At 54.6% G+C, this 20841-nt stretch carries 36 protein-coding genes and 1 tRNA gene; 8 read left to right on the top strand and 29 right to left on the bottom strand.

The genetic code is table 11. From position 1 onward, the window contains the following. Positions 1-22 precede the first annotated feature (22 nt). From ACZ5AM_RS09370 to ACZ5AM_RS09325, 10 genes are all read right to left on the bottom strand, one after another. Positions 23-265: a hypothetical protein gene (locus ACZ5AM_RS09370; protein WP_464914698.1), complete on the bottom strand. Its 243-nt coding sequence runs from the start codon at positions 263-265 to the stop codon at positions 23-25. Between the two features lie 5 nt (positions 266-270). Continuing rightward, complete coding sequence (locus ACZ5AM_RS09365; RefSeq protein ID WP_464914697.1) at positions 271-972, bottom strand: ATPase; 702 nt, start codon at positions 970-972, stop codon at positions 271-273. Between the two features lie 25 nt (positions 973-997). Beyond that, positions 998-1642, bottom strand: coding sequence for a hypothetical protein (locus tag ACZ5AM_RS09360; RefSeq protein WP_464914696.1), 645 nt, complete (start codon positions 1640-1642; stop codon positions 998-1000). Continuing rightward, entirely contained in the window at positions 1635-1910 is a 276-nt protein-coding gene (locus ACZ5AM_RS09355; RefSeq protein WP_464914695.1) for a hypothetical protein, read from the bottom strand. Before ACZ5AM_RS09355 ends, ACZ5AM_RS09360 begins: the two co-directional genes overlap by 8 nt. A gap of 5 nt (positions 1911-1915) precedes the next feature. Continuing rightward, positions 1916-2206, bottom strand: coding sequence for a zinc ribbon domain-containing protein (locus tag ACZ5AM_RS09350; RefSeq protein ID WP_464914694.1), 291 nt, complete (start codon positions 2204-2206; stop codon positions 1916-1918). A gap of 10 nt (positions 2207-2216) precedes the next feature. Next, positions 2217-2381 carry a hypothetical protein gene (locus tag ACZ5AM_RS09345; protein ID WP_464914693.1) on the bottom strand — a complete coding sequence of 55 codons (165 nt, stop codon included), beginning with the start codon at positions 2379-2381 and terminating at the stop codon, positions 2217-2219. A gap of 3 nt (positions 2382-2384) precedes the next feature. Continuing rightward, complete coding sequence (locus ACZ5AM_RS09340) at positions 2385-3023, bottom strand: hypothetical protein (RefSeq protein ID WP_464914692.1); 639 nt, start codon at positions 3021-3023, stop codon at positions 2385-2387. 111 nt (positions 3024-3134) lie between these two features. Then, complete coding sequence (locus ACZ5AM_RS09335; protein WP_464914691.1) at positions 3135-5891, bottom strand: minichromosome maintenance protein MCM; 2757 nt, start codon at positions 5889-5891, stop codon at positions 3135-3137. After that, positions 5888-6280 (bottom strand): hypothetical protein, encoded by a 393-nt coding sequence (locus ACZ5AM_RS09330; RefSeq protein WP_464914690.1) that lies wholly within the window; start codon positions 6278-6280, stop codon positions 5888-5890. Before ACZ5AM_RS09330 ends, ACZ5AM_RS09335 begins: the two co-directional genes overlap by 4 nt. Before the next feature lie 38 nt (positions 6281-6318). Beyond that, entirely contained in the window at positions 6319-6552 is a 234-nt protein-coding gene (locus ACZ5AM_RS09325; protein WP_464914689.1) for a hypothetical protein, read from the bottom strand. A gap of 114 nt (positions 6553-6666) precedes the next feature. On the opposite strand from ACZ5AM_RS09325, the gene ACZ5AM_RS09320 reads away from it, so the two are divergent. The 3 genes from ACZ5AM_RS09320 (at position 6667) to ACZ5AM_RS09310 (ending at position 7562) form a co-directional block, all read left to right on the top strand. Next, positions 6667-6837, top strand: a complete 171-nt coding sequence (locus ACZ5AM_RS09320) for a division/cell wall cluster transcriptional repressor MraZ (RefSeq protein ID WP_464914688.1) — start codon at positions 6667-6669, stop codon at positions 6835-6837. 3 nt (positions 6838-6840) lie between these two features. After that, the gene (locus ACZ5AM_RS09315; protein ID WP_464914687.1) at positions 6841-7014 is read left to right on the top strand and encodes an AbrB/MazE/SpoVT family DNA-binding domain-containing protein; all 174 of its coding nucleotides are present in this window, start codon (positions 6841-6843) and stop codon (positions 7012-7014) included. A 161-nt stretch (positions 7015-7175) separates the two neighbouring features. Then, positions 7176-7562, top strand: coding sequence for a hypothetical protein (locus tag ACZ5AM_RS09310; protein ID WP_464914686.1), 387 nt, complete (start codon positions 7176-7178; stop codon positions 7560-7562). 13 nt (positions 7563-7575) lie between these two features. On the opposite strand, the gene ACZ5AM_RS09305 is transcribed toward ACZ5AM_RS09310, so the two are convergent. Genes ACZ5AM_RS09305 through ACZ5AM_RS09285 form a run of 5 tightly spaced genes read right to left on the bottom strand, consistent with a single transcriptional unit; the run spans position 7576 to position 9125 of the window. Next, complete coding sequence (locus tag ACZ5AM_RS09305) at positions 7576-8088, bottom strand: hypothetical protein (RefSeq protein ID WP_464914685.1); 513 nt, start codon at positions 8086-8088, stop codon at positions 7576-7578. Next, positions 8085-8300, bottom strand: coding sequence for a hypothetical protein (locus tag ACZ5AM_RS09300; RefSeq protein WP_464914684.1), 216 nt, complete (start codon positions 8298-8300; stop codon positions 8085-8087). The genes ACZ5AM_RS09305 and ACZ5AM_RS09300 overlap by 4 nt, the downstream gene beginning before the upstream one ends. Beyond that, positions 8300-8710, bottom strand: coding sequence for a hypothetical protein (locus tag ACZ5AM_RS09295; RefSeq protein WP_464914683.1), 411 nt, complete (start codon positions 8708-8710; stop codon positions 8300-8302). Before ACZ5AM_RS09295 ends, ACZ5AM_RS09300 begins: the two co-directional genes overlap by 1 nt. After that, a complete protein-coding gene (locus tag ACZ5AM_RS09290) occupies positions 8707-8901 on the bottom strand; it encodes a hypothetical protein (RefSeq protein WP_464914682.1) in 195 nt (64 codons plus the stop codon). The genes ACZ5AM_RS09295 and ACZ5AM_RS09290 overlap by 4 nt, the downstream gene beginning before the upstream one ends. Then, the gene (locus tag ACZ5AM_RS09285; protein ID WP_464914681.1) at positions 8898-9125 is read right to left on the bottom strand and encodes a hypothetical protein; all 228 of its coding nucleotides are present in this window, start codon (positions 9123-9125) and stop codon (positions 8898-8900) included. Before ACZ5AM_RS09285 ends, ACZ5AM_RS09290 begins: the two co-directional genes overlap by 4 nt. A 141-nt stretch (positions 9126-9266) precedes the next feature. Between ACZ5AM_RS09285 and ACZ5AM_RS09280 the strand changes: the two genes are divergently transcribed. Beyond that, positions 9267-9488: an AbrB/MazE/SpoVT family DNA-binding domain-containing protein gene (locus ACZ5AM_RS09280; protein WP_464916116.1), complete on the top strand. Its 222-nt coding sequence runs from the start codon at positions 9267-9269 to the stop codon at positions 9486-9488. Between the two features lie 36 nt (positions 9489-9524). On the opposite strand, the gene ACZ5AM_RS09275 is transcribed toward ACZ5AM_RS09280, so the two are convergent. Together ACZ5AM_RS09275 and ACZ5AM_RS09270 are read right to left on the bottom strand one after the other, a co-directional pair. Then, complete coding sequence (locus ACZ5AM_RS09275; RefSeq protein ID WP_464914680.1) at positions 9525-9812, bottom strand: hypothetical protein; 288 nt, start codon at positions 9810-9812, stop codon at positions 9525-9527. A gap of 6 nt (positions 9813-9818) precedes the next feature. Beyond that, positions 9819-9989 carry a hypothetical protein gene (locus ACZ5AM_RS09270; RefSeq protein ID WP_464914679.1) on the bottom strand — a complete coding sequence of 57 codons (171 nt, stop codon included), beginning with the start codon at positions 9987-9989 and terminating at the stop codon, positions 9819-9821. A gap of 148 nt (positions 9990-10137) precedes the next feature. Between ACZ5AM_RS09270 and ACZ5AM_RS09265 the strand changes: the two genes are divergently transcribed. The 3 genes from ACZ5AM_RS09265 (at position 10138) to ACZ5AM_RS09255 (ending at position 11189) form a co-directional block, all read left to right on the top strand. Then, on the top strand, positions 10138-10440 hold the full coding sequence (locus ACZ5AM_RS09265; RefSeq protein WP_464914678.1) for a hypothetical protein: 303 nt from the start codon (positions 10138-10140) through the stop codon (positions 10438-10440). Then, positions 10424-10633, top strand: coding sequence for a hypothetical protein (locus tag ACZ5AM_RS09260; protein WP_464914677.1), 210 nt, complete (start codon positions 10424-10426; stop codon positions 10631-10633). Before ACZ5AM_RS09265 ends, ACZ5AM_RS09260 begins: the two co-directional genes overlap by 17 nt. Before the next feature lie 470 nt (positions 10634-11103). Beyond that, positions 11104-11189, top strand: a tRNA-Ser gene (locus tag ACZ5AM_RS09255). A gap of 109 nt (positions 11190-11298) precedes the next feature. On the opposite strand, the gene map is transcribed toward ACZ5AM_RS09255, so the two are convergent. Beyond that, positions 11299-12186: a type II methionyl aminopeptidase gene (map, locus tag ACZ5AM_RS09250; RefSeq protein WP_464914676.1), complete on the bottom strand. Its 888-nt coding sequence runs from the start codon at positions 12184-12186 to the stop codon at positions 11299-11301. Positions 12187-12283: 97 nt separating this feature from the next. Here map and ACZ5AM_RS09245 point away from each other — a divergent pair, with 97 nt between their 5' ends. Then, positions 12284-13756: a TrkH family potassium uptake protein gene (locus tag ACZ5AM_RS09245; RefSeq protein WP_464914675.1), complete on the top strand. Its 1473-nt coding sequence runs from the start codon at positions 12284-12286 to the stop codon at positions 13754-13756. Here the strand turns inward: ACZ5AM_RS09245 and ACZ5AM_RS09240 are convergent. The 11 genes from ACZ5AM_RS09240 to ACZ5AM_RS09190 form a co-directional block, all read right to left on the bottom strand. Continuing rightward, positions 13703-14545, bottom strand: coding sequence for a hypothetical protein (locus ACZ5AM_RS09240; protein ID WP_464914674.1), 843 nt, complete (start codon positions 14543-14545; stop codon positions 13703-13705). The genes ACZ5AM_RS09245 and ACZ5AM_RS09240 overlap by 54 nt on opposite strands. Further along, positions 14529-15080 (bottom strand): class IV adenylate cyclase, encoded by a 552-nt coding sequence (gene cyaB / locus ACZ5AM_RS09235; RefSeq protein WP_464914673.1) that lies wholly within the window; start codon positions 15078-15080, stop codon positions 14529-14531. Before cyaB ends, ACZ5AM_RS09240 begins: the two co-directional genes overlap by 17 nt. Continuing rightward, positions 15077-15667, bottom strand: a complete 591-nt coding sequence (locus tag ACZ5AM_RS09230; RefSeq protein WP_464916115.1) for an archaemetzincin family Zn-dependent metalloprotease — start codon at positions 15665-15667, stop codon at positions 15077-15079. The genes cyaB and ACZ5AM_RS09230 overlap by 4 nt, the downstream gene beginning before the upstream one ends. Positions 15668-15750: 83 nt before the next feature. After that, positions 15751-16788: a lysyl aminopeptidase gene (locus ACZ5AM_RS09225; RefSeq protein WP_464914672.1), complete on the bottom strand. Its 1038-nt coding sequence runs from the start codon at positions 16786-16788 to the stop codon at positions 15751-15753. 129 nt (positions 16789-16917) lie between these two features. Further along, positions 16918-17520: a 30S ribosomal protein S3ae gene (locus ACZ5AM_RS09220; RefSeq protein ID WP_464914671.1), complete on the bottom strand. Its 603-nt coding sequence runs from the start codon at positions 17518-17520 to the stop codon at positions 16918-16920. Between the two features lie 15 nt (positions 17521-17535). Then, on the bottom strand, positions 17536-17796 hold the full coding sequence (locus tag ACZ5AM_RS09215; protein ID WP_464914670.1) for a KEOPS complex subunit Pcc1: 261 nt from the start codon (positions 17794-17796) through the stop codon (positions 17536-17538). Then, the gene (locus ACZ5AM_RS09210; protein ID WP_464914669.1) at positions 17793-19214 is read right to left on the bottom strand and encodes a DHHA1 domain-containing protein; all 1422 of its coding nucleotides are present in this window, start codon (positions 19212-19214) and stop codon (positions 17793-17795) included. The genes ACZ5AM_RS09215 and ACZ5AM_RS09210 overlap by 4 nt, the downstream gene beginning before the upstream one ends. Before the next feature lie 30 nt (positions 19215-19244). Continuing rightward, the gene (locus ACZ5AM_RS09205; protein WP_464914668.1) at positions 19245-19700 is read right to left on the bottom strand and encodes a 30S ribosomal protein S15; all 456 of its coding nucleotides are present in this window, start codon (positions 19698-19700) and stop codon (positions 19245-19247) included. A gap of 82 nt (positions 19701-19782) precedes the next feature. Further along, positions 19783-20022 carry a lamin tail domain-containing protein gene (locus ACZ5AM_RS09200; RefSeq protein ID WP_464914667.1) on the bottom strand — a complete coding sequence of 80 codons (240 nt, stop codon included), beginning with the start codon at positions 20020-20022 and terminating at the stop codon, positions 19783-19785. Between the two features lie 26 nt (positions 20023-20048). Beyond that, on the bottom strand, positions 20049-20255 hold the full coding sequence (locus tag ACZ5AM_RS09195) for a class III signal peptide-containing protein (RefSeq protein ID WP_464914666.1): 207 nt from the start codon (positions 20253-20255) through the stop codon (positions 20049-20051). A gap of 91 nt (positions 20256-20346) precedes the next feature. Then, the gene (locus tag ACZ5AM_RS09190) at positions 20347-20760 is read right to left on the bottom strand and encodes an RNA-binding domain-containing protein (protein WP_464916114.1); all 414 of its coding nucleotides are present in this window, start codon (positions 20758-20760) and stop codon (positions 20347-20349) included. Between the last annotated feature and the right edge of the window lie 81 nt (positions 20761-20841).

Genomic DNA, 20841 nt, shown 5'->3' with positions numbered 1-20841 from the left:
TCCCACCCACCTCGGAGTAGGTTTATCTCAATCCGGTATAAAACCCTAACGCCAGCCAGACCAGGAAAGCCAGGCCGTAAATGTAACCAATCAGGAACTCCACCACGTCCCCCACCGTGGCCGTAGGATCCTCAGGCTCGCGGACCTCATAGGCCGTGAAGATCACGAGGACCAGCAGGCTCCACCCCAACAGGAACGCACTGAAAAACCCAAGGACCGCATGAAAGATGGAATTCCTGTCATCAAAAAGGTAAACCCTCGCCATAAGCCTCACCCAAAATGCCTCGTCCTCCTCACAACGAGTTCTCTCTTTATGATGCGGGTCCTATTCGGCGGGATAAACTCAATCAAATCATGCTCCCTCAGCCGGTCGTTCAGCTCGCCGAACCCAGGGATCATCCGATTGAGGTAAATCACATCATTCGGAACGTAGTGCTGGAAGATGAAATGCCGCTGCGCCTGGCGGAAGAGCAGCTTCGGGAAGTCCGCTATCGACTGCGTTATGGCCACCGTGTAGAGCTTCCCGTCACGGCCTTCCCTGAACAACTGCTCCAGCTCCTTCCCCGGCCTCCGGCTCGAGGGATTGTAGCGGTGAGCCTCCTCCACCACGATAATCCTATCCCTGTCCCTCCTGAAGATCTCATCCAGCAGAGGCTTGTAGTACTGCTCGACCAGGCCTTCCACGCCAATCCTGTTGATGGTCCCCCTCGTCGGGACCACCAGCACCTGGCCGAAGTCGAGGAGTTTACGCCAATTATACCGCTTCCCCACCATCACCTTGAGCAGCTTAACACCCTTCAACTGCACCAGACCTATGTGGTTCTTCACCTTCGTGTCCAGAACGATAAACCTCCTCCCCCTCTCCCACGCCTGCTCAACAAGCCACCCCGCGAAGTAACTCTTCCCGCTCCCAGTGTTCCCGTAGATTAAATCAATGCTCCACGGTGGAATATCAACGTCCAGAATCGCCAACGTATCACCTCCCAAAAAGTAAGAATCAGGAGCCGAGGTTCTTCCTAATCTTCGCTAAAAGTTCACTCTCAGGCTTCTCCGGCTCCTTCGGTTTGGCATTCTCACGCAAGGCCTCCATCTCAGTCTTCACCGGCCTCTCCTCTTTTCCGGTCTCGCTTGAAAGTTCCTTCGCCGAGGTCCTAGACGAAAGTTCCTTCGACTCCTGACCTTTCCCGCCAGCCTTGGCCTTCTTCACCGCGCTCTTATACATCCAAGTCAGGAACAGCAGGGATCCGGCACCGACCAGGAGGCCAAACTTCCCGCTCACCTGCAGAACCTGACCTTCAACCTTCTCCATGTACCAGAGGCCGGAGTTAAGGCTCGGCCTCCCAATCTCCCACCAGACGGAGAAGTCCACATCAACCCCGGCCTCCTTCGCCTTCCTCTCCAGCGTCCTCACGTAATAGTTCGCCAGGACTGTAAGCTGGTGGTCCTTCTCGGCGAACTCATCAAGGCGAGCGTTGAACTCCTCCTCACTCATCAAACCCGAAGTCTCAGCAACCTCCTCCACCTCGGCCTCCTCGTTGAGTAGCTCCTCGACCTCCTCCAGGTCCTTATCCACGTCCTCCACTAACGCCGTGATGTCCTTCTCGTCCAGGACGACCTCCTGAGCAACGGCCTCCTCACTCATCGCCAACCACCTTGAAGCTCGCCACCAGCCTCAGCTTCCTCTCTTTACCCAGCTCAATGACCAGAGAATTCTTCTCAGCCACATGTTTCACCCTCGCCTTGCCGAGGAGAGTCATGACGGCATCCTGAAAATCCCCGCTCTCAGGAGGCTCGACATCAGTCTCGTTCAAGGTCTCCAGCAGAGAATCAACCCACTCGCTGAGCCTCTTCACCTTCACGGCCGTAACCGGGTTCGCCATCGCCATTGCCAGCCTCGCCTTATCAAACATCACGCTCACCTCACTACAATCCTGATTATCACGGTTTTTCCTCCCTCGACTAACAGCTCCTCAGCGCTAGAAGTGGACTTCCCGACAACCTGTTCGGCCTCCCCCTCGGGGGACTCTTGGGAGGCATCAGGTCTCATCAACTCGTCCCCATACTTTTGTAGGGACCTCCTGAGAAGCTCCAGAGAAACAACTTTCCTCCTGTGGCAATTAGGACACTGAGGCGCATCCTTCTCGCTCTCAAAAACAGTCCCACAGTGGAGGCAGAAATACTTCTTTTTCTCACCTTCTCCAAACATCACGCTCACCTCACTCAGTTATTTTGTATAGGATAACTCCAACTACAAGCTCTGCAGTTCCAACAACTCTCTCAGAGGGGTTATCTGAGGCTAATAATCTCCTACCTCCATCTACTGCCAGAAACCCACTACTCATCTTCCATATCTTAGTGAAAAGATCTTCTTTTTTTGCCACCCCTCAACCCCTCCCAAGGTTCCTCTCAATCTTCCTGAGAATCGGACTCGACCTAACGACCGGCTTATCCTCCTCAGGCTCCTGCTCCTCGCCACCGAGCCGCTTCAAACTCTCGAACACACTATCAAACCATCCAGTCTTGTAGAGATAGTAAACCACAGCCGTACCCACCAGAACAGCAACACCCTTCCAGCTCAGCCTCGGGATTTTGAGCTTATTCACCCCTTCACCCTTCACCCTCTCCCCCGGCTTTTCACCCCTCTTCACCCGGGGGATTTTGGGTGAATCACCCTTTTTCACACTCTCACCATGGGTGATTTTGGGGGATTCCCCTGATTTCACCGGCTTTTCCTCGCGCTTCACCTCGAGTTTCTCCTCCTCAACCTCGAGGTTCACCTCCTTTCCCCCAGTTTCACCCTCCTTCAACCCCGCAGCCTCTACCTTTTCCTCCTTCTCAGGCCTCCTTTTTCCCAAAATCTTCTCCTGCTCCTCCTGCGGAAGCTTCAAAAAGTCCTCGTAGAGCATTACCCTCTTAGACTTGCACACAGAACACTGCGGCTTCTTTGCACGGCTCCAGAACCTGTTCCCGCACCGAAGACAGATGTAAAGCTTTCTCCCGCTCGCGTCCTCCACCAGTCTCACCACCTTTCACCCAATTTCACCGGGGGATTTCCCCCTCAATCACCAATTTTCACCCTCCACCATTTAAGCAGTGTAGTCAAAAACTGGAGAAACCGGGAGATTTCTCCCGTCTCACAACCACCTCACGAACTCCCCCTCGACGCTGAGATAATTCAAACGCTCACCCTTCTCAAGGAACCGCCTGACCTCATCCTCACCTAGACCCTTCTCTCCCAAGGTCCTCAGCAGGACCTCAAGAGGAATGGCATCATACTTCTTCGCCAGCTTCTCAACCACATTCACGAACAGCTCAAACCTCTCGCGCTCCCTCGAAGGAACACCAACCTCAAGGATGCTCGCATCAACCTCCCCGGTCTCAGGGTCGTAAGCAACATACTCCAGACTCTCCCAGACCAACCTCACGGCCTCCTCAACGTCAATCCTCTCTACCCTCTCAGCCAGCCTCAGCTTGGCATGAGCATAAGCCAGCCTCACTATCGCATCCATAACCCTACGACTCACAGGCGCTCCACTCTGCTTCGTCTTCCTCCTAATCCGCTTGAACTCCTCAACCATCAACCTTCCAGCGTCGTCATCGAGCTCGGGGAACACATTGAACCTCGCGTAAGTGAACAGCTTCTTCAAGGTCTCGGCCGGGATAACCCTCTCCGGAGGCTTCTTCCTCCTACGCCTCTTCACCTCGCTCAGAATACTCCACCCAATTTCCTCGTCCTTCTCCTTCTCAGCCTCATCAAAGAACGCGAAAATCAGATCAAACCTCGTCAGGACCGGGAACGGGACATCCAGCTGGTCAATCAATAGCTGACTCCTGTTAATCCTTCCGGCCTTTGGATTAGCCGTGCCGATGATTGTAGCCGTGGCGCGAAGCTTCATGTTAGAAATCCCGGCCTTGGCCGGAGCAACAAACCCATGCTCCATGCAAGTCTTCAGCGCGTTGATGTCCTCCCTCTTCAAACTACTGAACTCATCGACCAGGACAACACCATCACTCCCGAGGACCAGCAGACCACCCTTCACCGTGAACTTACCCGTCAGCTCATCCTTCTCAAAGCTCGCGGTAAGGCCAGCGCGAGAGGACCCACCACCCTCAGCCGTGAGGACCTTCGGAGCGACATTCTCCAAATCCAAAGCCAGCCTCGACTTGCCGACACCAGGGTCACCAGCGAGGAGAACATGAATCGTCGTCCTCTTGTCCCACAAACCCTCGGCCGAGACCACTGCCAAGGCCAGAGCCTTCTTCACCGAATCATAGCCGGTAATCCACGGAGCTATCGACCGAGCAACGGCATCCGGTAAATCATCCCCAAACTTCTCCCTCAGCCTGAGGACCTCCTCAATGTCCTTCCTGCTCAGCTCGGAAATATACCCCCTGTTCAACTGCTCCACATGAATCACCTCCAGAACGTAATCCGACTCGGCGAGGCTCTTCCTGAGCCTCTCCTTCACCCGCAAAATCCCGTAGAGGACAACCTTATCACCCACATCAACCGCACCCGCGCCAGAACCAAGAATGTAGGCCTCAAGCTCCTTCGCGTTCTCCCCAACGTTCAGGCTCTCAGGCGCGTCCCTCACCACGAAATGCTGAATCTTCACCATCCTCGACTTCCTCACATTGAACTCCCACGAATTCTTAGCACCACAGGCCGGACACTTGGACGGAGGCCTTGCAGGGTCCATAGTCGGCCTGTTCAAAAGACCGTGCTCATGGCCGCACCTCTTGCACACGTACGTGGCCACCTCAAAGAACGGGACCACCTTCGAGGCCGAGGTAACATAACCCTCAACCGCCACGAACTTACCAACAAGCTCAGGCCTCATATCCCTCGGCCTGAACACCCGCGGGAAATTACCCACGCGGACCTCAACATCAACCGGCTCAAACTCACCATCAAAAAGCTCAGGCTCAAGACTCGCAACCTCCTCAAAGACTTCCCCCTGAAGTTCCCTCACAGCGTTCTCGAAAGCACCGAGAACAAACTCAGGCTCATCAAAGAGAGCCTTCGCCAGCCTCGGGTCATACTTCACCAGGTCAAGGTAGTCCACGTAGAAAACCCTCTCCTCGTTCCTCACCACCTCCCTGACCTTCTCGAGGTAAACCTCCTCACCGTCCTTTCTAAAGTTCCTGATGAAGTCCTTGGCACTGTTCACGTAGTCGAGGAGCTCCTCAGCCTCGGCCTCATAGCCGAGTAGCTCAAGCACCTTCGCCTTAACAAACTTCACCACCGAATCCTTGAGCCTGTAAGCAGGCTCACCGTTCACCTCACCAACGGCATCAAAGAGGACGGCCTGAAGGGTTTTGGCCGTGTTCCCGTTGCCGAAGAAATCCTTTCTCATTCTTTTAACCATGCTCTCTGTGAATCCTGCTTCCTCTGCTAACTTTTTCTCAATGATGCTCCTCGGGATTAGTTCTCTGCCTTCGTCCATTATATCGAGCATTATGAGTATTGTATTAGCATGAACCGGACGAGGTAATCCATAGGTCTCTTTAAGAGACTTAAGCAATACCTCAAATTTCTCCGGACCAAGCTTATTTTTTAGGGAACGGTAGCGGAACGTTGGGAACATTGAATGTTCCCCGTTCTCTTCGCTTCGATGGCTGGGAACGCCTTGTTCCTCGATGTTCCCTGCATCGGGAACAGCTCTATAATTTTCCAGTACTGTTTTGTATGCGGTGAGTAGGTCCCTCGTGATGGAGGTGGGTATGAAGCCGTACTGTCCCTTTATCCACACCCGCAGAACTGGGTCGAGGACGCTGGGGTCAACGTGTTCGAGGCCTTCCTCGTCCATCTGCTTCAGGACCTTCTCGATGTCCTCGATGAGCTTGTCCTTGAACTTGTCGCTGGCCTTCCTCACCGCTTCGACGCTCATGTTTCCACCCCCGTGAGCCAGTAGGCTATCGTCCCGGGTTCCGGATCCACTTCCTCTATTCTTGCCGGCTCGGCCGTTCCGCCGTGTTCCCGCTGTTCCCTGAGTTTCTGGAAGACTTCTATTCCTGTGGAGCTGATGTGGTAGCCTTCCACGTATTTGGCCTCATCAAAGAGCTCGTTGAAGTGTTTGGCTCTTATGACTGCGAGTATTCCGAGCGCGACGTGGCGGGGGTATTTTGTGGTGAGGTAGTTGTACAGCTCGCGGGTGATTTCGGCCTTGTCTTTGATGCCGAGGTTGATGATGGCAACGTAGAGGTCCTCCCAGTCTTTTTCCTTGAGGCCGTATTTTTCGAGCAGGCTTACGATTTGTTCAACGTGGGTCTCGCTCATCTCAAACACCTCCGTCTCGCGGGGAAGAAAAGAAAGGGTCATGGGGACCTCCCCTTCGCGAGGTGGGTGAGGTCCTCGACGTGGAGTTTGGTGCTGACGATTGCGTTAACCAGTTCCTCCGGGTTTTGTGGTGCTCTGGCGTGTATGACTGCGACGGGTTTTCCTTCCTCGTTCACTATTTCGACGCCGAGGAGGTCGCCGAGTTCGTAGATGGCGCTGAAGTCGTAAATCTCCACTTCCAGAACCCTCGCCACTTGGAATTTCATGGCCATGGCCTTCACCTTTTGAACATTGTGCAAATCGTGCATATATTGCATTTCTTGGTATTTAAGGTTTTCCACAATTAGCAGAAAAGGCTTATATATCACAATGTGCAACATGTATCGGTGATGGGAATGTCGAAGTTTGAGAGGGTCCCTGAGGATATTGAGTTCATTGCCAAGGTTGACAAGCAGGGGAGAATCTTGATTCCGCTGGACATCAGGAGAATGCTTGACATCTCTGGCGGGGAGACTTACGTAAAGGTGAAACTCGTCGGCATCATGAGGAAGGAATGAGCTATGAGGCCGTTTCCCACTTTCCGAAAGCTCCCCGAAGAGGTTGAATGGATTGCGCGGATTGATGTTAAGGGTCGCATCATTATCCCAAGTGAGATTAGAGAGGTCTTTGACCTTAAGTCTGGCAAGTACGTGAAAGTTCGTCTCGTTGGGGTCCTTGAGGCCGATGAGGAATGAGTTCTTCACTCTTTCTCCCTCCATGTCTCCCTGAGGAGCAGGCCGATCGGCAGGCCGAGGAAGACGCCGAAGAGGAAGCCGATCAGGAAGAAGATTGGGTCCATGCTATCACCTCCGAAAGGGTTAAGTCCGCAAAAATCGAAAGCTTGGCTGGTGGTGTAATGTCGGAGGCCGAGGAGAGAGTTGATTTTGAGATACCAGAGACTTCCAATGAGTCATTGCCACGGCCTTCTGGATGGACTAGGGAGGATGTTGAAGCGGTCATTAATGCTATTGGGAGGCTCCTTGATAAGTGGGTGGAGAGGGATAAGTTCCAGATTGAGAGAAACACCGAGGTTGAGCTCACCAAGTATAGATATTGGCTGTGGACAACAGTTGGGGTAACTTCTTTGGTAGGCCTGATTTTGATAGGTATATACCTCTTGGCTTCCCATAGGGTTCTGAGTAGTGAGGGTGTTTCTTTCTTGCTGGGCACCATCGTGGGATACCTGTTCGGGGTCTTTGGTGGACTGGTCAGCGGAATGTTCGGTAATAAGAGGGAAGGCTGAGTTCTCATCTCTCTCACCTCCCCACCAGCTCGCGGATGAACTTCACCATTCCCCTCGGGCTGAAGCGCATGGCCTTCTCCAGTGGAAGGAGAACTACCTTCCTCCCGTCGGCCAGCTCGCGCCTCACGGCCAGGCCTTTCTCGACCTTCCAGACGAGCCATTTCGTCCTCGTCTTCACGATGTAGTAGGCGGGAGCGCCGATGTAGCTGGAGAAGTCTTCGAGGAAAGTAAATTGAGGCTCGTCGAACATTGCATAACCGTCGCTCTCCTGGAGCTGGTAGCGGCTCTTGACCTCGAGGATGGCCGCGGGTAGGCCGGTCTTGAAATCCCACAGAATCAAATCGATGTCAAAGAGGCCGAGCCTGGTGAGGCCGTATTCTTTCTTTGCCTCCTCAAGGAGGTCGGAGAATTCTTCGTGAGCGTCGAAGCCGTGGAGCTGGTTGATGATGGCCGAGACGGTTCTGCGTCTGAGCCTTCTCAGTTCCCGGCTGGTGGTGATGAGGTTTCGCCTGTCGCCGTCGGTCATGCTATCACCACCGCTTCTGGAAAGCTCTCGCGGGCGAGCTTGAGAGAATCGGCCGGGACGCTCAGGACGAGTTTTATCTTCTCGTCTTCCATCTCGATGTTTGAGACTTGGACCGGGATTAGAACGCGGAGTTCTTCGACTTTCTCAAGCGCCTGGCTGAAGTCTTTGAGCCTTGTGGGTTCAAAGTATGTGATTAGAAGCGGCACTTTCATCACCCCATCAGCGCGTCGAGGGTAACCTGCCTGGTTGGCCTAGTCTCGGGCTTTCTCTCCCTTTGTTTTCTGAGGAGCTTTCTGAGGTATTGGATTTCGTCCTTCCAGAACTCGCGCTTTTCAGGCTCGGAGTTCTCTAAAGCCTCAAGAATATCCTTTGGAGAGACTGTGAACCCGTAGTTTTTCCTGGTCGGGTGCTCATCGTTGAGAAACTTAACGAGCTCCTCAAAATTCTCGAACTTCTCTGTCTTCCCACTCTTCTTGAAACCGCTGAAGAATACTGTGAGCTCTTTGGCCGAGTAGCCGGTCTTCCTTTTATATTTCCTTATCACCCAGTAAGAATCGGCCTCGTGCCTTTTGAAGCCGAGACCGCTTGAGAGAACCCATATCACGTTTATCTCCTCGATCATCCCGCAACCCTCCCGTAAAACCTGCGGACTGAGAAGCTCGAAAAAGGAAAGCTCTGCTTAACGATGAAGCGCGCCATTTCCTCGGCCTCTTCCTGCGTTTTGGCCTTGATTATGAGGTCCCTCCTCTCGCCGTTGTTGTGGATCCTCACGCGCCAGGCTTTCATTACCGGTGGCCTGCCTCGCTTCCTCATGCTCTCACCGTCCTTGCTTCGTTCTCCGGATTCTTATGCTGTGTAACAGAATTCTGGAGAATTCTCCCGATTTCTCCAGATGGGATGAAGTCCTTGTAGAGGTCGGCCGGGTAGAAACTGGCGTCCTCCTCGAGCACCCACTCCACCTCCTCAAGCCTTCTCAGAGCCTCCTCCAGCGGAAGCTCCCGAAGCTCATAGACGGACACAACACGCATGGGAATCACCGTATTATGATACCGAATCGGTATTTAAATACCTATCCTCAGAAAATCGGGACTGATATTGTCAAATCTGACAGAATCCAGATGATTTGGTATCAGAATGGCAAAAGACATAAATAGGTCTTTGAATCATAAAATGTGGTGATGGCTATGGCAGAAGACATTACGCGCATTGAGTTAGAACATCCGATTCCTCTTGTGGTTAAGGTCATCAGTAATGGCCGTATTAGCATACCGAGAGATATAAGGGACTTGCTGGAAGTCAAAGAAGGGGATTATCTGGTACTGGAAATAAAAGGAGTCGTCAAAACGGTAAATCATGATGTCAATGTTAAGAAGATTGTGGCGAATACGACTAAATCCTGACTCCTCGCGTAAGGCTTGAGTCTTCGCGTGTGGGGTTTATTGTTTTCCTATTTCGTCTTTGATGGAGTCGTAGCTGATTTTGAAGAGTGCTGCTCCTGAGAAGAGGAGTGGCCATCTTCCGAGGTCGTTTAGGACGTTGGGTGGCCAGCCGAAGATTCCGTAGCTTATTAGGAGTATTGAGGCCATGAGGGTGTTTGAGGTTAGGAAGTAGATGGCTACGGTTCTTAGGGGGATTTCTCTGAAGGAGGTCTTGTTTCGGGTTTTGTGGATTGCGAGAAGGAGGACGGCGAGGAGGCCGGATGCGCTTATCCAGTCGAATTGCAAGGGGGTTCACCTTGTTGTGGTGACGCTTTTTTTGTTGTCTTTGCTGTCGGTTGAGGCTATGAGTATGCCGATTATGGCGCCGATTATGGCGCCTGGTGCTCCTGCGAGGATTCCGCCGAGTATTCCTCCGCCGATCATTCCTGCGAAGATTTCGTCTTCTTTGGATTTTTGGCTCATTTTTATTCCCCTGTGAGGTTTAGACTGTGATTCCTAAAAACGTTTCGGGAATTGTCCCTGTGGAGTGAGGCTTGACTCCTCGTGTGTGGGTTTCTTTTTCTTCCGTTAGGTTTTTGGGTTCCTGGCCTTATTTTACCATGGTGATTGTATGGACGCCAGTACTGCTGGAGTGTTCATTGGTATTATCGCATTATTTCTCGGCCTCTGGCAGTTGAATGTTAGCGTTAATAATCGGCTTGATGATTTGAGGAGGGATTTAGAGCGGAAGATTGAGCGGGAGGTTGATGGTGTGAGGCGGGAGTTGGGTGGTCAGATTGATAGGAATTACTCTGAGCTTTTCATGTTGCGCGTGGCGATATTGGGTTCAGATGTTCCTCCTGATGCGGTTTTCAAGGCTTACAAAGAGAGCCTTGAAAAGGCTGGAGGTGCTGGGGATGGCTCTGAGTCCTGAGGAGGAGAGGGAGTTTAGGGAATTGATGGGTAAGTTGAGGCGTTATGGTCCTGAGAGTTTGACGCCGGTGGAGCTTCAGAGGCTAAAGTACCTCCTTGAGAAGAAGGAGGGGATGGACCCGGACTTGAAATTGTTGGCGCTCATGGCGGTGGGTATGCTTTTGGGGTACGTGCTGGCTAAGGGTTCGAAGTAATTTCCTCCCTTTTTCGTCATCTGTCGTTCCAGGCGTCACGATCCTAGTCGAGATCTGGAAAGGACCAGAGCAAAAAGAAGGCACGAGAAGGCTTTTTTAGTGCACATGAAAGAGCGTTACGGCGGGTGTCGAGTGCCGGTTGTTCAATTCGCAAGGCTTTTAGGCCAAAAATTTATAAAGTCTCGTGGGTGTTTTCGTCATGGTAAAATCGTCTGGTGTGTCCGGACACTCCCATGCGGGGGAGCAGGAGCCGGCCGGAGCGCGGAAGCGGAGGAAGCCGAGGCGCCTTTCACCGCGTCTGCACATTACGCTACCGCCTGAAGTGTACAGGAAGGCCAAGGAGCGCTGGGATAACGTGAGCCAAATCGTGGCGAAGCTCCTTGAGGTGGCTTTGTCTGAGGATTTGACGGTCGAGGAGGTCGTGACGGCTGTAACGCTCCTCCGTGAGGGAGTGTTGGTTGTTGGGAAGCGCCGGGGTAGCCTAGCCTGGGAAGGCGCGGGACTCGAGATCCCGTGCGCTCTGCGCACCAGGGTTCAAATCCCTGCCCCGGCGCCAACTGCCGAGCCAGGAGGCCTCTCCTTTCTCCTTTGCTCTCTCAATTAGAATCACCCAAAATATGTGACTCCGTCGCCTTGCTTCTCGTCTAATGATAAAATAGAGAGTCTCATGTGGTTACGTACGCCCCGTCCTTCTCCACTATAACCGTGTGCTCGAACTGGGCCACCATGCCACCCCTTATCTCCCGCAGTATTGGATAGCTGTATATAGCGCCTGCCTTGTTTAGCTGGGCCAGGGCCATCCTGAGCTGTCCCTCCGGCAGGAAATCCTGTACCCAGCGGTAGGCGAATGGGAGCGTCTTGTACTCCCGCTTTATGTGCATGAGAAGCCTCCTCGCCTGGAGCATCCTGACTGGCCTGTCTCGTACGTACATGAAAATAAGCGCCGGCGGAACCTCTATAACCTGCCCCGCACCGGTCGTGGCAAAGGGCTCTATCGCGAAGACGTCACCCTCCTTGAGCTCGTACGTGTCGGCCTGCCGGTATATGTTCGGAACGCTGATCCCTGCGTGTAGCTTGTAGCGCTCCACCTTGTGGCCGCTGAGGTTGACGATCGGGTTGAACCCCTTTCCGCGTATCGTCTCCTCTATTGCCCTCGCCACCTCCCGGATTTGAACTCCGGCCCTGACCGTCGCTATCGCGTTCTCCAGGGCTTCCCTTGCCGCCTCCATGAGTTCGTCCTCTTCCATTCCAACGCGGAAGGTCAAAGCGGTGTCCGCTATGTATCCGTCAACGTGAACGCCGAGGTCGAGCTTGAGGTAGTCCCCCTCCTTAAGAGCGGTCTCATCGCCCTTGTACGGTGTGTAGTGGGCCGCCTGCTCGTTCAGTGATAGGTTGCACGGAAAGGCCGGCTTTCCGCCGAGCTCGACTATTCGCCTCTCGACGAACTCCGCTATGTCGTAGAGCTTTGTCCCTGGTTTGATGAGGTCCACCACCTCTTTCTTGACCTGCCTGGCTATCTCCCCCGCCTTGATGAGTGCTTCCCTTTCATCCATCTTTAACACCGCCCCTTTTAGGGAGCCCTAACCCTTAAACTTTTTGATCCTCGAAAACCTTTTATTCTCCCTTCTCCCCTTATACTGCGGTGAAGCGATGCTAGAGTTCAGGAGATACGTGAACCTGGCCGATGACCTCTTCGTTGTGAGAAATCTAATCGGTGCCATCCTTGAGGGCGTTGGAGTGGCCTATCTAGTCCCGGTTCTTCTCGTGTGGTTCTATCCAGCAGAGGTTCGATACGTTTACTACTTCGCGGTCCCCGGTTTCTTCAGCATACTCCTCGGGGCGTGGCTGTCCCGGCATCAGGAGAGGATAGAGGACGTTAACCTGAGGCAGGCCATGATCTCGGCCGCTTTCATATGGCTCTTCGCCTCGTTTCTGAGCGTCGTCCCCTTCATGAAGATAGCCGGAATGAGCTTTATAGATTCCTACTTCGAGAGCATGAGCGCCTGGACCGGTACGGGGCTGACCATGATGAGCCACCTTGAGAGTTATCCGAGGATTCTCCTCTTCTGGCGCGCGTGGATGCAGTGGCTCGGCGGAATAGGCATAGTCCTCGTCGCCCTCACCGTCCTGATACGCCCTGGTGTAGCGGCCGCGAGGCTCTACCGCGCCGAGGCCAGGAGCGAGAGGATCCTGCCCAACTTGGCCAACACCGCGAGGGTCATATTCGAGATATACTTCGTCCTCACGCTCCTGGGTGCTTACCTGTACTACATCAACGGAATGTCCCTCTTCGATGCCCTCACCCACTCCATGACGGGCCTTGGAACCGGTGGTATGAGCAGCCACGACGCGAGCATAGGCTACTTCCACAGCATGAGCATAGAGGCGGTGACGATATTCCTCATGATCATGGGTGCCGTGAACTTCACCGTTCACTACAAGGTGTTCAAGGAGAAGAGGCTCGGGCCGTTCTTTGACGACATTCAGGTTAGGTACATGTTCATCTTCCTCGTTCCGGCGATAGCTTTCATGGCCTACGGTCTGGTCCAGTACGGGGACACGATAGCGGACTCCCTCCGGCAGGCCGTGTTCCATGCGGTTTCGGCGATTACGTGTACTGGTTTTGGGATAGCGGACCTCTCAAAGTACCCCGAGCTCTCCAAGTTCATTCTAGGCCTTCTAATGGTTATCGGAGGCGGCGCGGGCAGCACCGCCGGCGGCATCAAGCTGATCCGCTTTACCCTCATGTACGAGAGCCTCAAGTGGACAGTGCAGCAGTCCCTCCTCCCGAGGGGTGCGGTCATCAAGAGGAAGGTGGGGAACTACGTCTTCACCTCGGAGGATCTTCAGGAGGTCACGGGCTTCACAATGACGTACCTGGCGTTTCTCCTGGCTGGGACCCTCTACCTCATGATAAGGGTCAAGGCTCCCCTCGTCGATGCCTTCTTCGAGGCGGCTTCGGCTCAGGGCAACGTTGGCCTCAGCGTTGGCATAACCTCCCCCCTCCTCCCGGCGGACGTTAAAACAGTCCTGATAATCCTGATGTGGGTGGGGAGGCTTGAGATATTCTCAATACTCGTCTTCGTGGTCAGTATCGTCGCTATGTTGGGAAGGAGGAGGTGAGCTGTCCTCCTTCAGTATCTCCGCCAGGCTTATGCCCCTGCCCGTGAGGTTGGCCTTGAGGTCGCTCAGCTTTATCAGAAGCTCCAGCCGGGCGTGCTTGTTTTCTATCTTCTCGGCGCTCTCTATGGCTCCCTCGAGGAGCGCCAGGGCGCGGTCTTTGTTCTTGTCGGCCTCGATCAGGGCGAGCCGGTAGAGGGCAACGGCCTTGTAGAAGGGATCCTCGATGTGGTCGAGTGCGGCCTTCACCCTCCGGTAGTCTCCGGAGAGGTACAGGAACTCGACTAGCTGGCTTAGGAGGAAGTCAATCTTCTTCCTGTCCTGAACGAGGGAGAGCGCGTACGAGCCCTTTTCGAGCATTCCCCTGCGTATCAGTTCCCTCAGTATCTCGACTAGGACATCCTCCCCGGCGGCGTAGCCGAGGTTTATGGCGGTTTTGAGGGCCAGATCCCCGTTGAACTCATCTCCGATCTCGTAAAAGGCCATGGCAACGTCGGCCATGAGGATGGCCCTGTACCTCCAGCTCTCTATGCCGTTGATTATGGGGATCAGCTCCTTCAGGTAGAGGGCTATGGAAGACGCATCGAGAGGGGGCTCGGCCTTCGTGAGACCCCTGATGATTATCTCGGCCCCCACGTATACGTTTTCATCTTTTTTAACCTTCTCCAGCTCCGAAAGGGCTCCCTGGAACTCGCCCGAACTAACCAGCTCTTCTATGGTCTCTATCCTCTCCAGGTCGGACTTCTTCTCTTCGCCCTCGATGATCCCGAAGAGTTTATCCAGCTTCCCCATGTCCGGCTCTCTCCAGCAGGAGCTCTAGGTAGGATCTCCTTTCGAATCTCTTGACCCCGAGTCCTTCCATAATCGATTTGAGCCTATCGACGGTTTTCTCCACTTCGTCCTCCCTTTCCACGAGCGCCTCGATCTCAACGAACTTGCCTAGATCCTCCACCTCGTCAAGGGTTATGATGACGCCCTTCTCCACGTAGTACTTCTCCCTTACCTTGTGAACGGTGAGAACCTCGACGAAGCCGAGCTTTTCCAGGATCCTGGCTTGTTCGTCCGGATCCGTCAGGGGAACCTCTATCTCCTCCCGCGTTTTGGAGGCCCCGTTGATCTTGGGTCCCTTGTAGGTCATGAAGGCCTCAAAGTGGCCGTTGAACCTCTTCAGCCTTATCCTCAGTGCCTCGTCGGTCTTTGAAAAGTCCCTGCAGGGGTGCTGGTAGTACGTGTCCTCGTGGTACTCCTTCCTGACCAGCGTGAACTTTCTCCTGACCCGCTTGAATATCTCGTCGTCCGCGTAGCCTTTTAGCTCAACCTCTATCATCCCGATACCCCCAGATTCTTCTCAAGCCTCTTCCGACAGTTCCCACAGTAGTAGGGGCTCTTCATGTCGGTGTCGATGATCGAGTTCGAGAAGTGCATGACGCACCTTGGGTTGGGGCAGTGGGAGAGGCCAAAGACGTGACCGAGCTCGTGCATGGCCTCCTTTATCGCCCGCTCTACCAACAAGGTCTCGTTCGGAACCTCCCCGTAGAATTCGGGCCTCAACCTGTGGATGGAAACAACGGCGCTCCCGAGCCCGGGATGGGCCAGCCCGAAGATAAAGTTTAGCCCCTCTTCGTAAAGATCCAGCGATGTAATCCCCAGAACAGCTCTGGCCTTATACTCCTCCCGTAGACTCGCCAGCTTGGGGAGGAAGAGCCTTCCAAGAAACTGCTTTCTTCTGGGGTTGTACGCGTCGATAAACGTGTTCTCTGGGATTCTCTCGATGATCTTTGTCCCGACACCGAGGTCGGAGTAGTAGTTCCCAACGAACCCCACAATCTCGCCGAGAACGCGTTCGTCCAAGTTCCCGATCGGGACTATCAGGATTCCCCAACTACCCTGAGAAGCGTCGCTGGATGTTTGCATCAGGCTCCCTGAGCTCACCCGTTAACACCATGATGAAAATACGGGGGAAGGGAAATAAACCTTTCGCGGGAGGAGAAGGGATCTCACGGGGTGAGATCCATGGGCCTGAGCTCCTCGAGGAAGTGCTTCGCGAACTCTATGGTCTTCTCGATGTCCCTCAAATCAGCGGTCTCGACCTGGCTGTGCATGTAGCGTATCGGTATGCTCAGCACGGCTGTGGCAACGCCCTCTCTGTTGATCTGCATGATGTTCGCATCGGTTCCGGTCGGCCTTGGGCTGGCCTCGACCTGGAGCTCTATGCCGTACTTCTTCGCGACTTCATCGGCGAATGCCCTGATCTTCGGGTTGATGTTCGGCCCGACGTCCATGACCGGCCCGCCGCCGAGCTTCGGAACTATCTTGCCCTTGTCTCCGACCTGCTTGGCGAAGGTGACGTCCATCGCTATTCCAATTTCGGGGTCGATGGCGTAGGAAGCGACGCGTGCTCCCCTGAGACCGACCTCCTCCTGGATCGAGGCAACGAAGTAAATGTCCGCTTCGTGGTTCTCGAGCCTCTTGGCGGCTTCAATCATGGCGTAGAGGCAAACTCTGTCGTCGAGGTACGGGGTTGCAATCCTGTTCTCGTTGAGCCTAACGAAGGCAGGGGCGAACTCACCGACCGTTCCAACGCGGAATCCGAGCTCTTCAGCCTCTTCCTTGCTGTCGACGCCGATGTCCACAACGATGGTGTCCCAGTCAGCGGCCTTCTTCCTGTCCTCCGGCTTCTGGAGGTGCGGCGGTATGTGGCCTACAACCCCAAAGCGCTCGCCCTTCTCGGTGAAGAAGCGAATCCTCTGAGCAACCAGGGTCCTCGGGTCGACTCCCCCGACGGGAACGACGTGGAGGTAGCCCTCCTTGTCTATGTGGTTGACCATTACACCGATCTTGTCCATGTGAGCGGCTATCATTATCTTCGGCCCGTTGCCTTTCTTATGGGCTATGACGTTGCCGAGCTTGTCGACCTTTATCTCGTCCACAACGGGCTTCAGCTCCTCGATTACTACATCCCTAATGCCGAGGAACTCGTAGCCAGAAACGCCCGGAGCTTCAACAACCCTCTTGAGCAGCTCTACGTCCACCATGGCTTTCGCCTCCTTTAGATTTCCATCTGAATGTTGCGGCATGAGTATTTAAGGGTTGTGGGGGAGAACGCAAGAAGAGCCGCTTGTGAGGCGGTTTTCCGGGGGATAAAAAGGCATTGGGTGAGGCCTTCAGGCCTCAGGCTCTGCTAAAACCTTGATCTTCCTGATCTCGGCCCTCTTGATCGGGTAGATCTTCCTGGCTTCCTTGGCTATCTCGCTGGCTATCTGGCCGTTCACGGACTGGAGGACGAAGTCCGCGAAGTTGAGCTCCTCGGCCTTCTTGTAGATGATGTCCTGGATGATCCTTCTTATGGCTCTCTCCTGGCTGGTCTGTATGCGCCTGTAGGCGATGACCATGCCCATGACGCGGAGCTTGTAGCCGTCCTTGGTGGTGACGTTGAATATGCCGTCAACTCTCGTCGTTCTCCTCCTGACGAGGCTCCTTATGTAGCTCCTCGCGAGGGTGTGGCCCTTGAACTTGGTGTAGGCGTTCTGGCCCTTGACGTCGTAGACCTGGAAGTAGAGCTTCACGTGCCCCTTGGTGAAGTCGCCGGTCAGGTCCTTGAGCGTGGTCTCTATAACCCTTCCCATGACCTTCTCGGGTTCGTCTGCTGGAGTCAAACCGATCTCCTTGCTCCCGAAGAAGTCGGGAGCGTAAACGACGAACCACTCCTTCATCTTCCACTTGTCCTTGGCCGCGGCGGCCCTCTTTCTCGGATTAGCTTTCGCCATCTTAACACCTCCACTTCACACCTTTTCGGTCATTTCCTCGGCGATCTTGACCGAAAACACCAGATCATCAAGCGCTTTGATGAGTGTATCAATCTCACCCGAGTATTTAACCTTTGTCCTGACGGTTCCATCAACCCATCGGGTTTCCAAATTTAAACTTTTCTTTAGCTCGGCCGGCATGCCCTCGTTGTCAACCTGCACCGCCCTCGCGACGGCCTCCGCTTTCCTGGCATCGTCGTAGTGCCAGACTATCTCCGCTTTGGCCTCGATTTTCACTCCGCTCCCCCCTTGACCTGCTTCGCCAAGGCCTCGTTGAATAGCCTGATGAACTCGTCGATTTTGCCCTTCGGGAAGCGGATTCCAGCGGCTATAGCGTGCCCGCCGCCTTCCCCGCCGAGCTTTTCAGCCACTTCCCTCAAGGCCTCGCCGAGGTGGTAGCCCTTGGCTAGGGCCTTCTCTGTGGTTCTGGCGGAGCCCTTGACGAGGTTCTCGTCCTCGTCGCTGTCCGCGAGGATCACCACCGGCTTCTCGGGGTTGGCTAATCCAGCGTTTATCGCTATGTTGGCCGCTATGCCTACGAGCGTGTCCCTGATGTTCTTCCCGGCGTAGAACACGTAGGCGTGATCGCCCTCATCGGCCATGCCCCAGTTCTGGATTATAAACTTCCTGGCCTCTATCTGCTCCCTCTTGTAGTCCTCGAGCATCTTGAGGGCCTTTTTGTAGGCGTTCTCGTCGCCGAGGCAGATTGCAACGCCGAGGGTTCCGGCGTTTAAGCGACCGGTGGCGTTGAGGAGCGTGGCGAATTCGCGAGCCTCGTGCCTCGGGTCTCCCTCCGGGTAGAGGGGGCTTATCACAACGTCCCCTATGAGTCTGTCTATGGTCTCCTTGGGGGCACTGTGCTTTATCAGGTGGAGAACGAGGGCGTCGTGGAGCCTCTTCTTCTCCTCTTCCCTGAGTTGCCAGTAGTGCATCTCCGGATCAAAGCCCTTTGAGCGGAGCCACTCTATAGCGTTCCTCTCATCGCCGGTTATGCCGGGAAGTTCAGGGTTGGTAGCGTAGGCCAGCATCTGCCTGAGGGGCCTGCTCTCCCGTCCAAAGAGGCGGAGCTCCTTCCTGACCTCGAGGATTCCAAGCTCTTTGCCGTCCTCGATAACCTCGAGGTTCATGCCGTGGAACGTGCCGTCTATCTCCTGCATGTCCCCCACTGCACCCACTATGGCTGTGTACGCCAGATCCCTGTTCTCCCTGTTCATCTCCCTGGCAACGAAGTACGCAACGCCAGAACCGCTCAGGTCGCGGACGCTGTTGGCACCGAAGGGAACCGGGTTGACGAGGACGTGGGAGTCGTTCGAAAAGCTCTCCCTCTCGGGCGGGTGGTGGTCCGCAACGACGACCGTCGCGAAGTTGAGGTGTCTCTCGATAAGCTCCATCGAGCCGCTCCCGAGATCGCTGAAGACGTAGATTTCCCTCCTCTCCTCGGCCAGCTCCTTGATAAGTTCCTCGCTGACCTGCTTGACGATGCTGAGCTGAAAGGTGCCTCCTTCCCTAGCTACAGCCTTGGCGAGAATGGCTCCGGCGGTGATGCCGTCCGCGTCGCGGTGGGAGATGAGCCTTATAGTGTGGCCTAACTCGATGTGCATCTTTATTAGCTCGGCCCCCTCCCTGGCCCGCTCCAAGAAGGCACCCTTATCCACGGGGCATCACCGATAAGAAGAGGAAAAGGATCAGCGGACCAGGAGCTTGGCCTGCTCCGGATCGTAGCGCCACTTGGCAGGAAGCTTTCCGGTTCTCCTGTAGTACTTGACGAGCCTCCTGATCTTGCTCTCGGTGAGCTGGAGGCCCCTCCTGGAGTGCTTGTCCTTCGGGTGCTGCTCAAGGTGCTTCCTCAGGTTGACGGCTTTCCTGATGAGGGCCATGAGATCCTCCGGTATCTGCGGGGCCAGGCCGTTCTCCTCGAGGATCTTGGTGATCTTCTTGCCCGTGATGAGCTTGACGCTCGGGATTCCGTACTGGTCCCTGAGGATCGTCCCTATCATGGCCGCGCTGTAACCCTCTTTCCTGAGCTTGATAACGAGCCCCTCGACCTCCTCCGCCGTGTACTCGACCCAGGTCGGCGGAGCGGTCCTCGGTGGCCTCTTAGAACCTGATTTACCCCTCTTTCTCGCGTGTATCCTTGCCATATCCTACACCTCCTGGTGACGGCCAGCTCCCGCCAGCCGCCCCTTCGCTTCGAAGTCGAGGAGGGATTTAAAAAGTTTGTCATCAATGGCAGCTTACGGAACCGCCTTCCTTCCCGGTCCAGCTGCATTTGTCCACGAGGTTGCCCTCGGCATCATAAAGATAGGCGGTGTCCCCTTTGTTGTTCCATACGGCCTGTCTCCTCCCCCAGTAGAGATCCGTCTCGGTGTTTGTCCCGGGGCCAGTGTGAACTCTCACCTCCGCCCCGGCTTTTAGTACAAAGCCTTGCGGAAATGTGTACACGTGATTCTGGCCGTCTTTCAACTGCCAGCCGCCGATGTCGATATCGCTCAGCCCGGTATTTTTATGGCCACGTACTCTCCGTCCCCCTCCAGATCGTTTCCGGGCGGATCGTATTCCACGTACGAAATGATGGCCTCCGAGGGCTTGGGAACGTCCTCAACGGTCCCGCTTAGAGAGTTGAGGACGAGGGCTACCACAACTACCGCTGCAGCAATCATGAACAGGTACTCAAGGGAAGACTGGGCCTTTCCCATGGGAAGCTCCCACCCCTTATTTCTGGGCGTTTATAGAACTTTTGAAACCATGCCCCTCGGTTCCTGTGGAAATTGGTAAATTAGTCGGCTGTTACTCTATAGGAACCCCGTCCTTCGTCCTCGGGGCGAGCCACTTCATGAGCTTTTGTGGATCTTTAGTCCGGATCACTATCGTTATCGGGCCTAGCGGAGATTCCTCGTTGAAGTTGACTACGCCAGCGTAAGCGGCCTGCTTGTTCACCCTGATGATAATCTCCTCGCCGAAGTAGCCCTCCTCCAAAAAAGAGCGCGCGGTATCGAGTATTGCCTGCCCCCTGAAGAGCTCGTAGAGCCTGCTCAGTGCCTTCCTGCTCTTCGTCTTCCCGGTGAGGATTATGTAGTCCCCTTTATCAAAGGCCTCGAACTCAAGGTCAGGTATCAGGTTCAGCATTGCCCTTCTTACCTTCTCGATGTCCTCCGTCGGGTAAACGTAAGCCTCAACTTCGACCTCCTCGAACAGCTCCATTCTCACCACCGGTTTTGGTTGGAGGTCGTGTTTATAAGGGCAGCGGAGTGTGGTCATGATAACGGAAAAGTTCAATTCTTC

It is taken from the genome of Thermococcus fumicolans, assembly GCF_055386755.1.
This window is presented reverse-complemented; position numbering and strand designations above follow the sequence as displayed.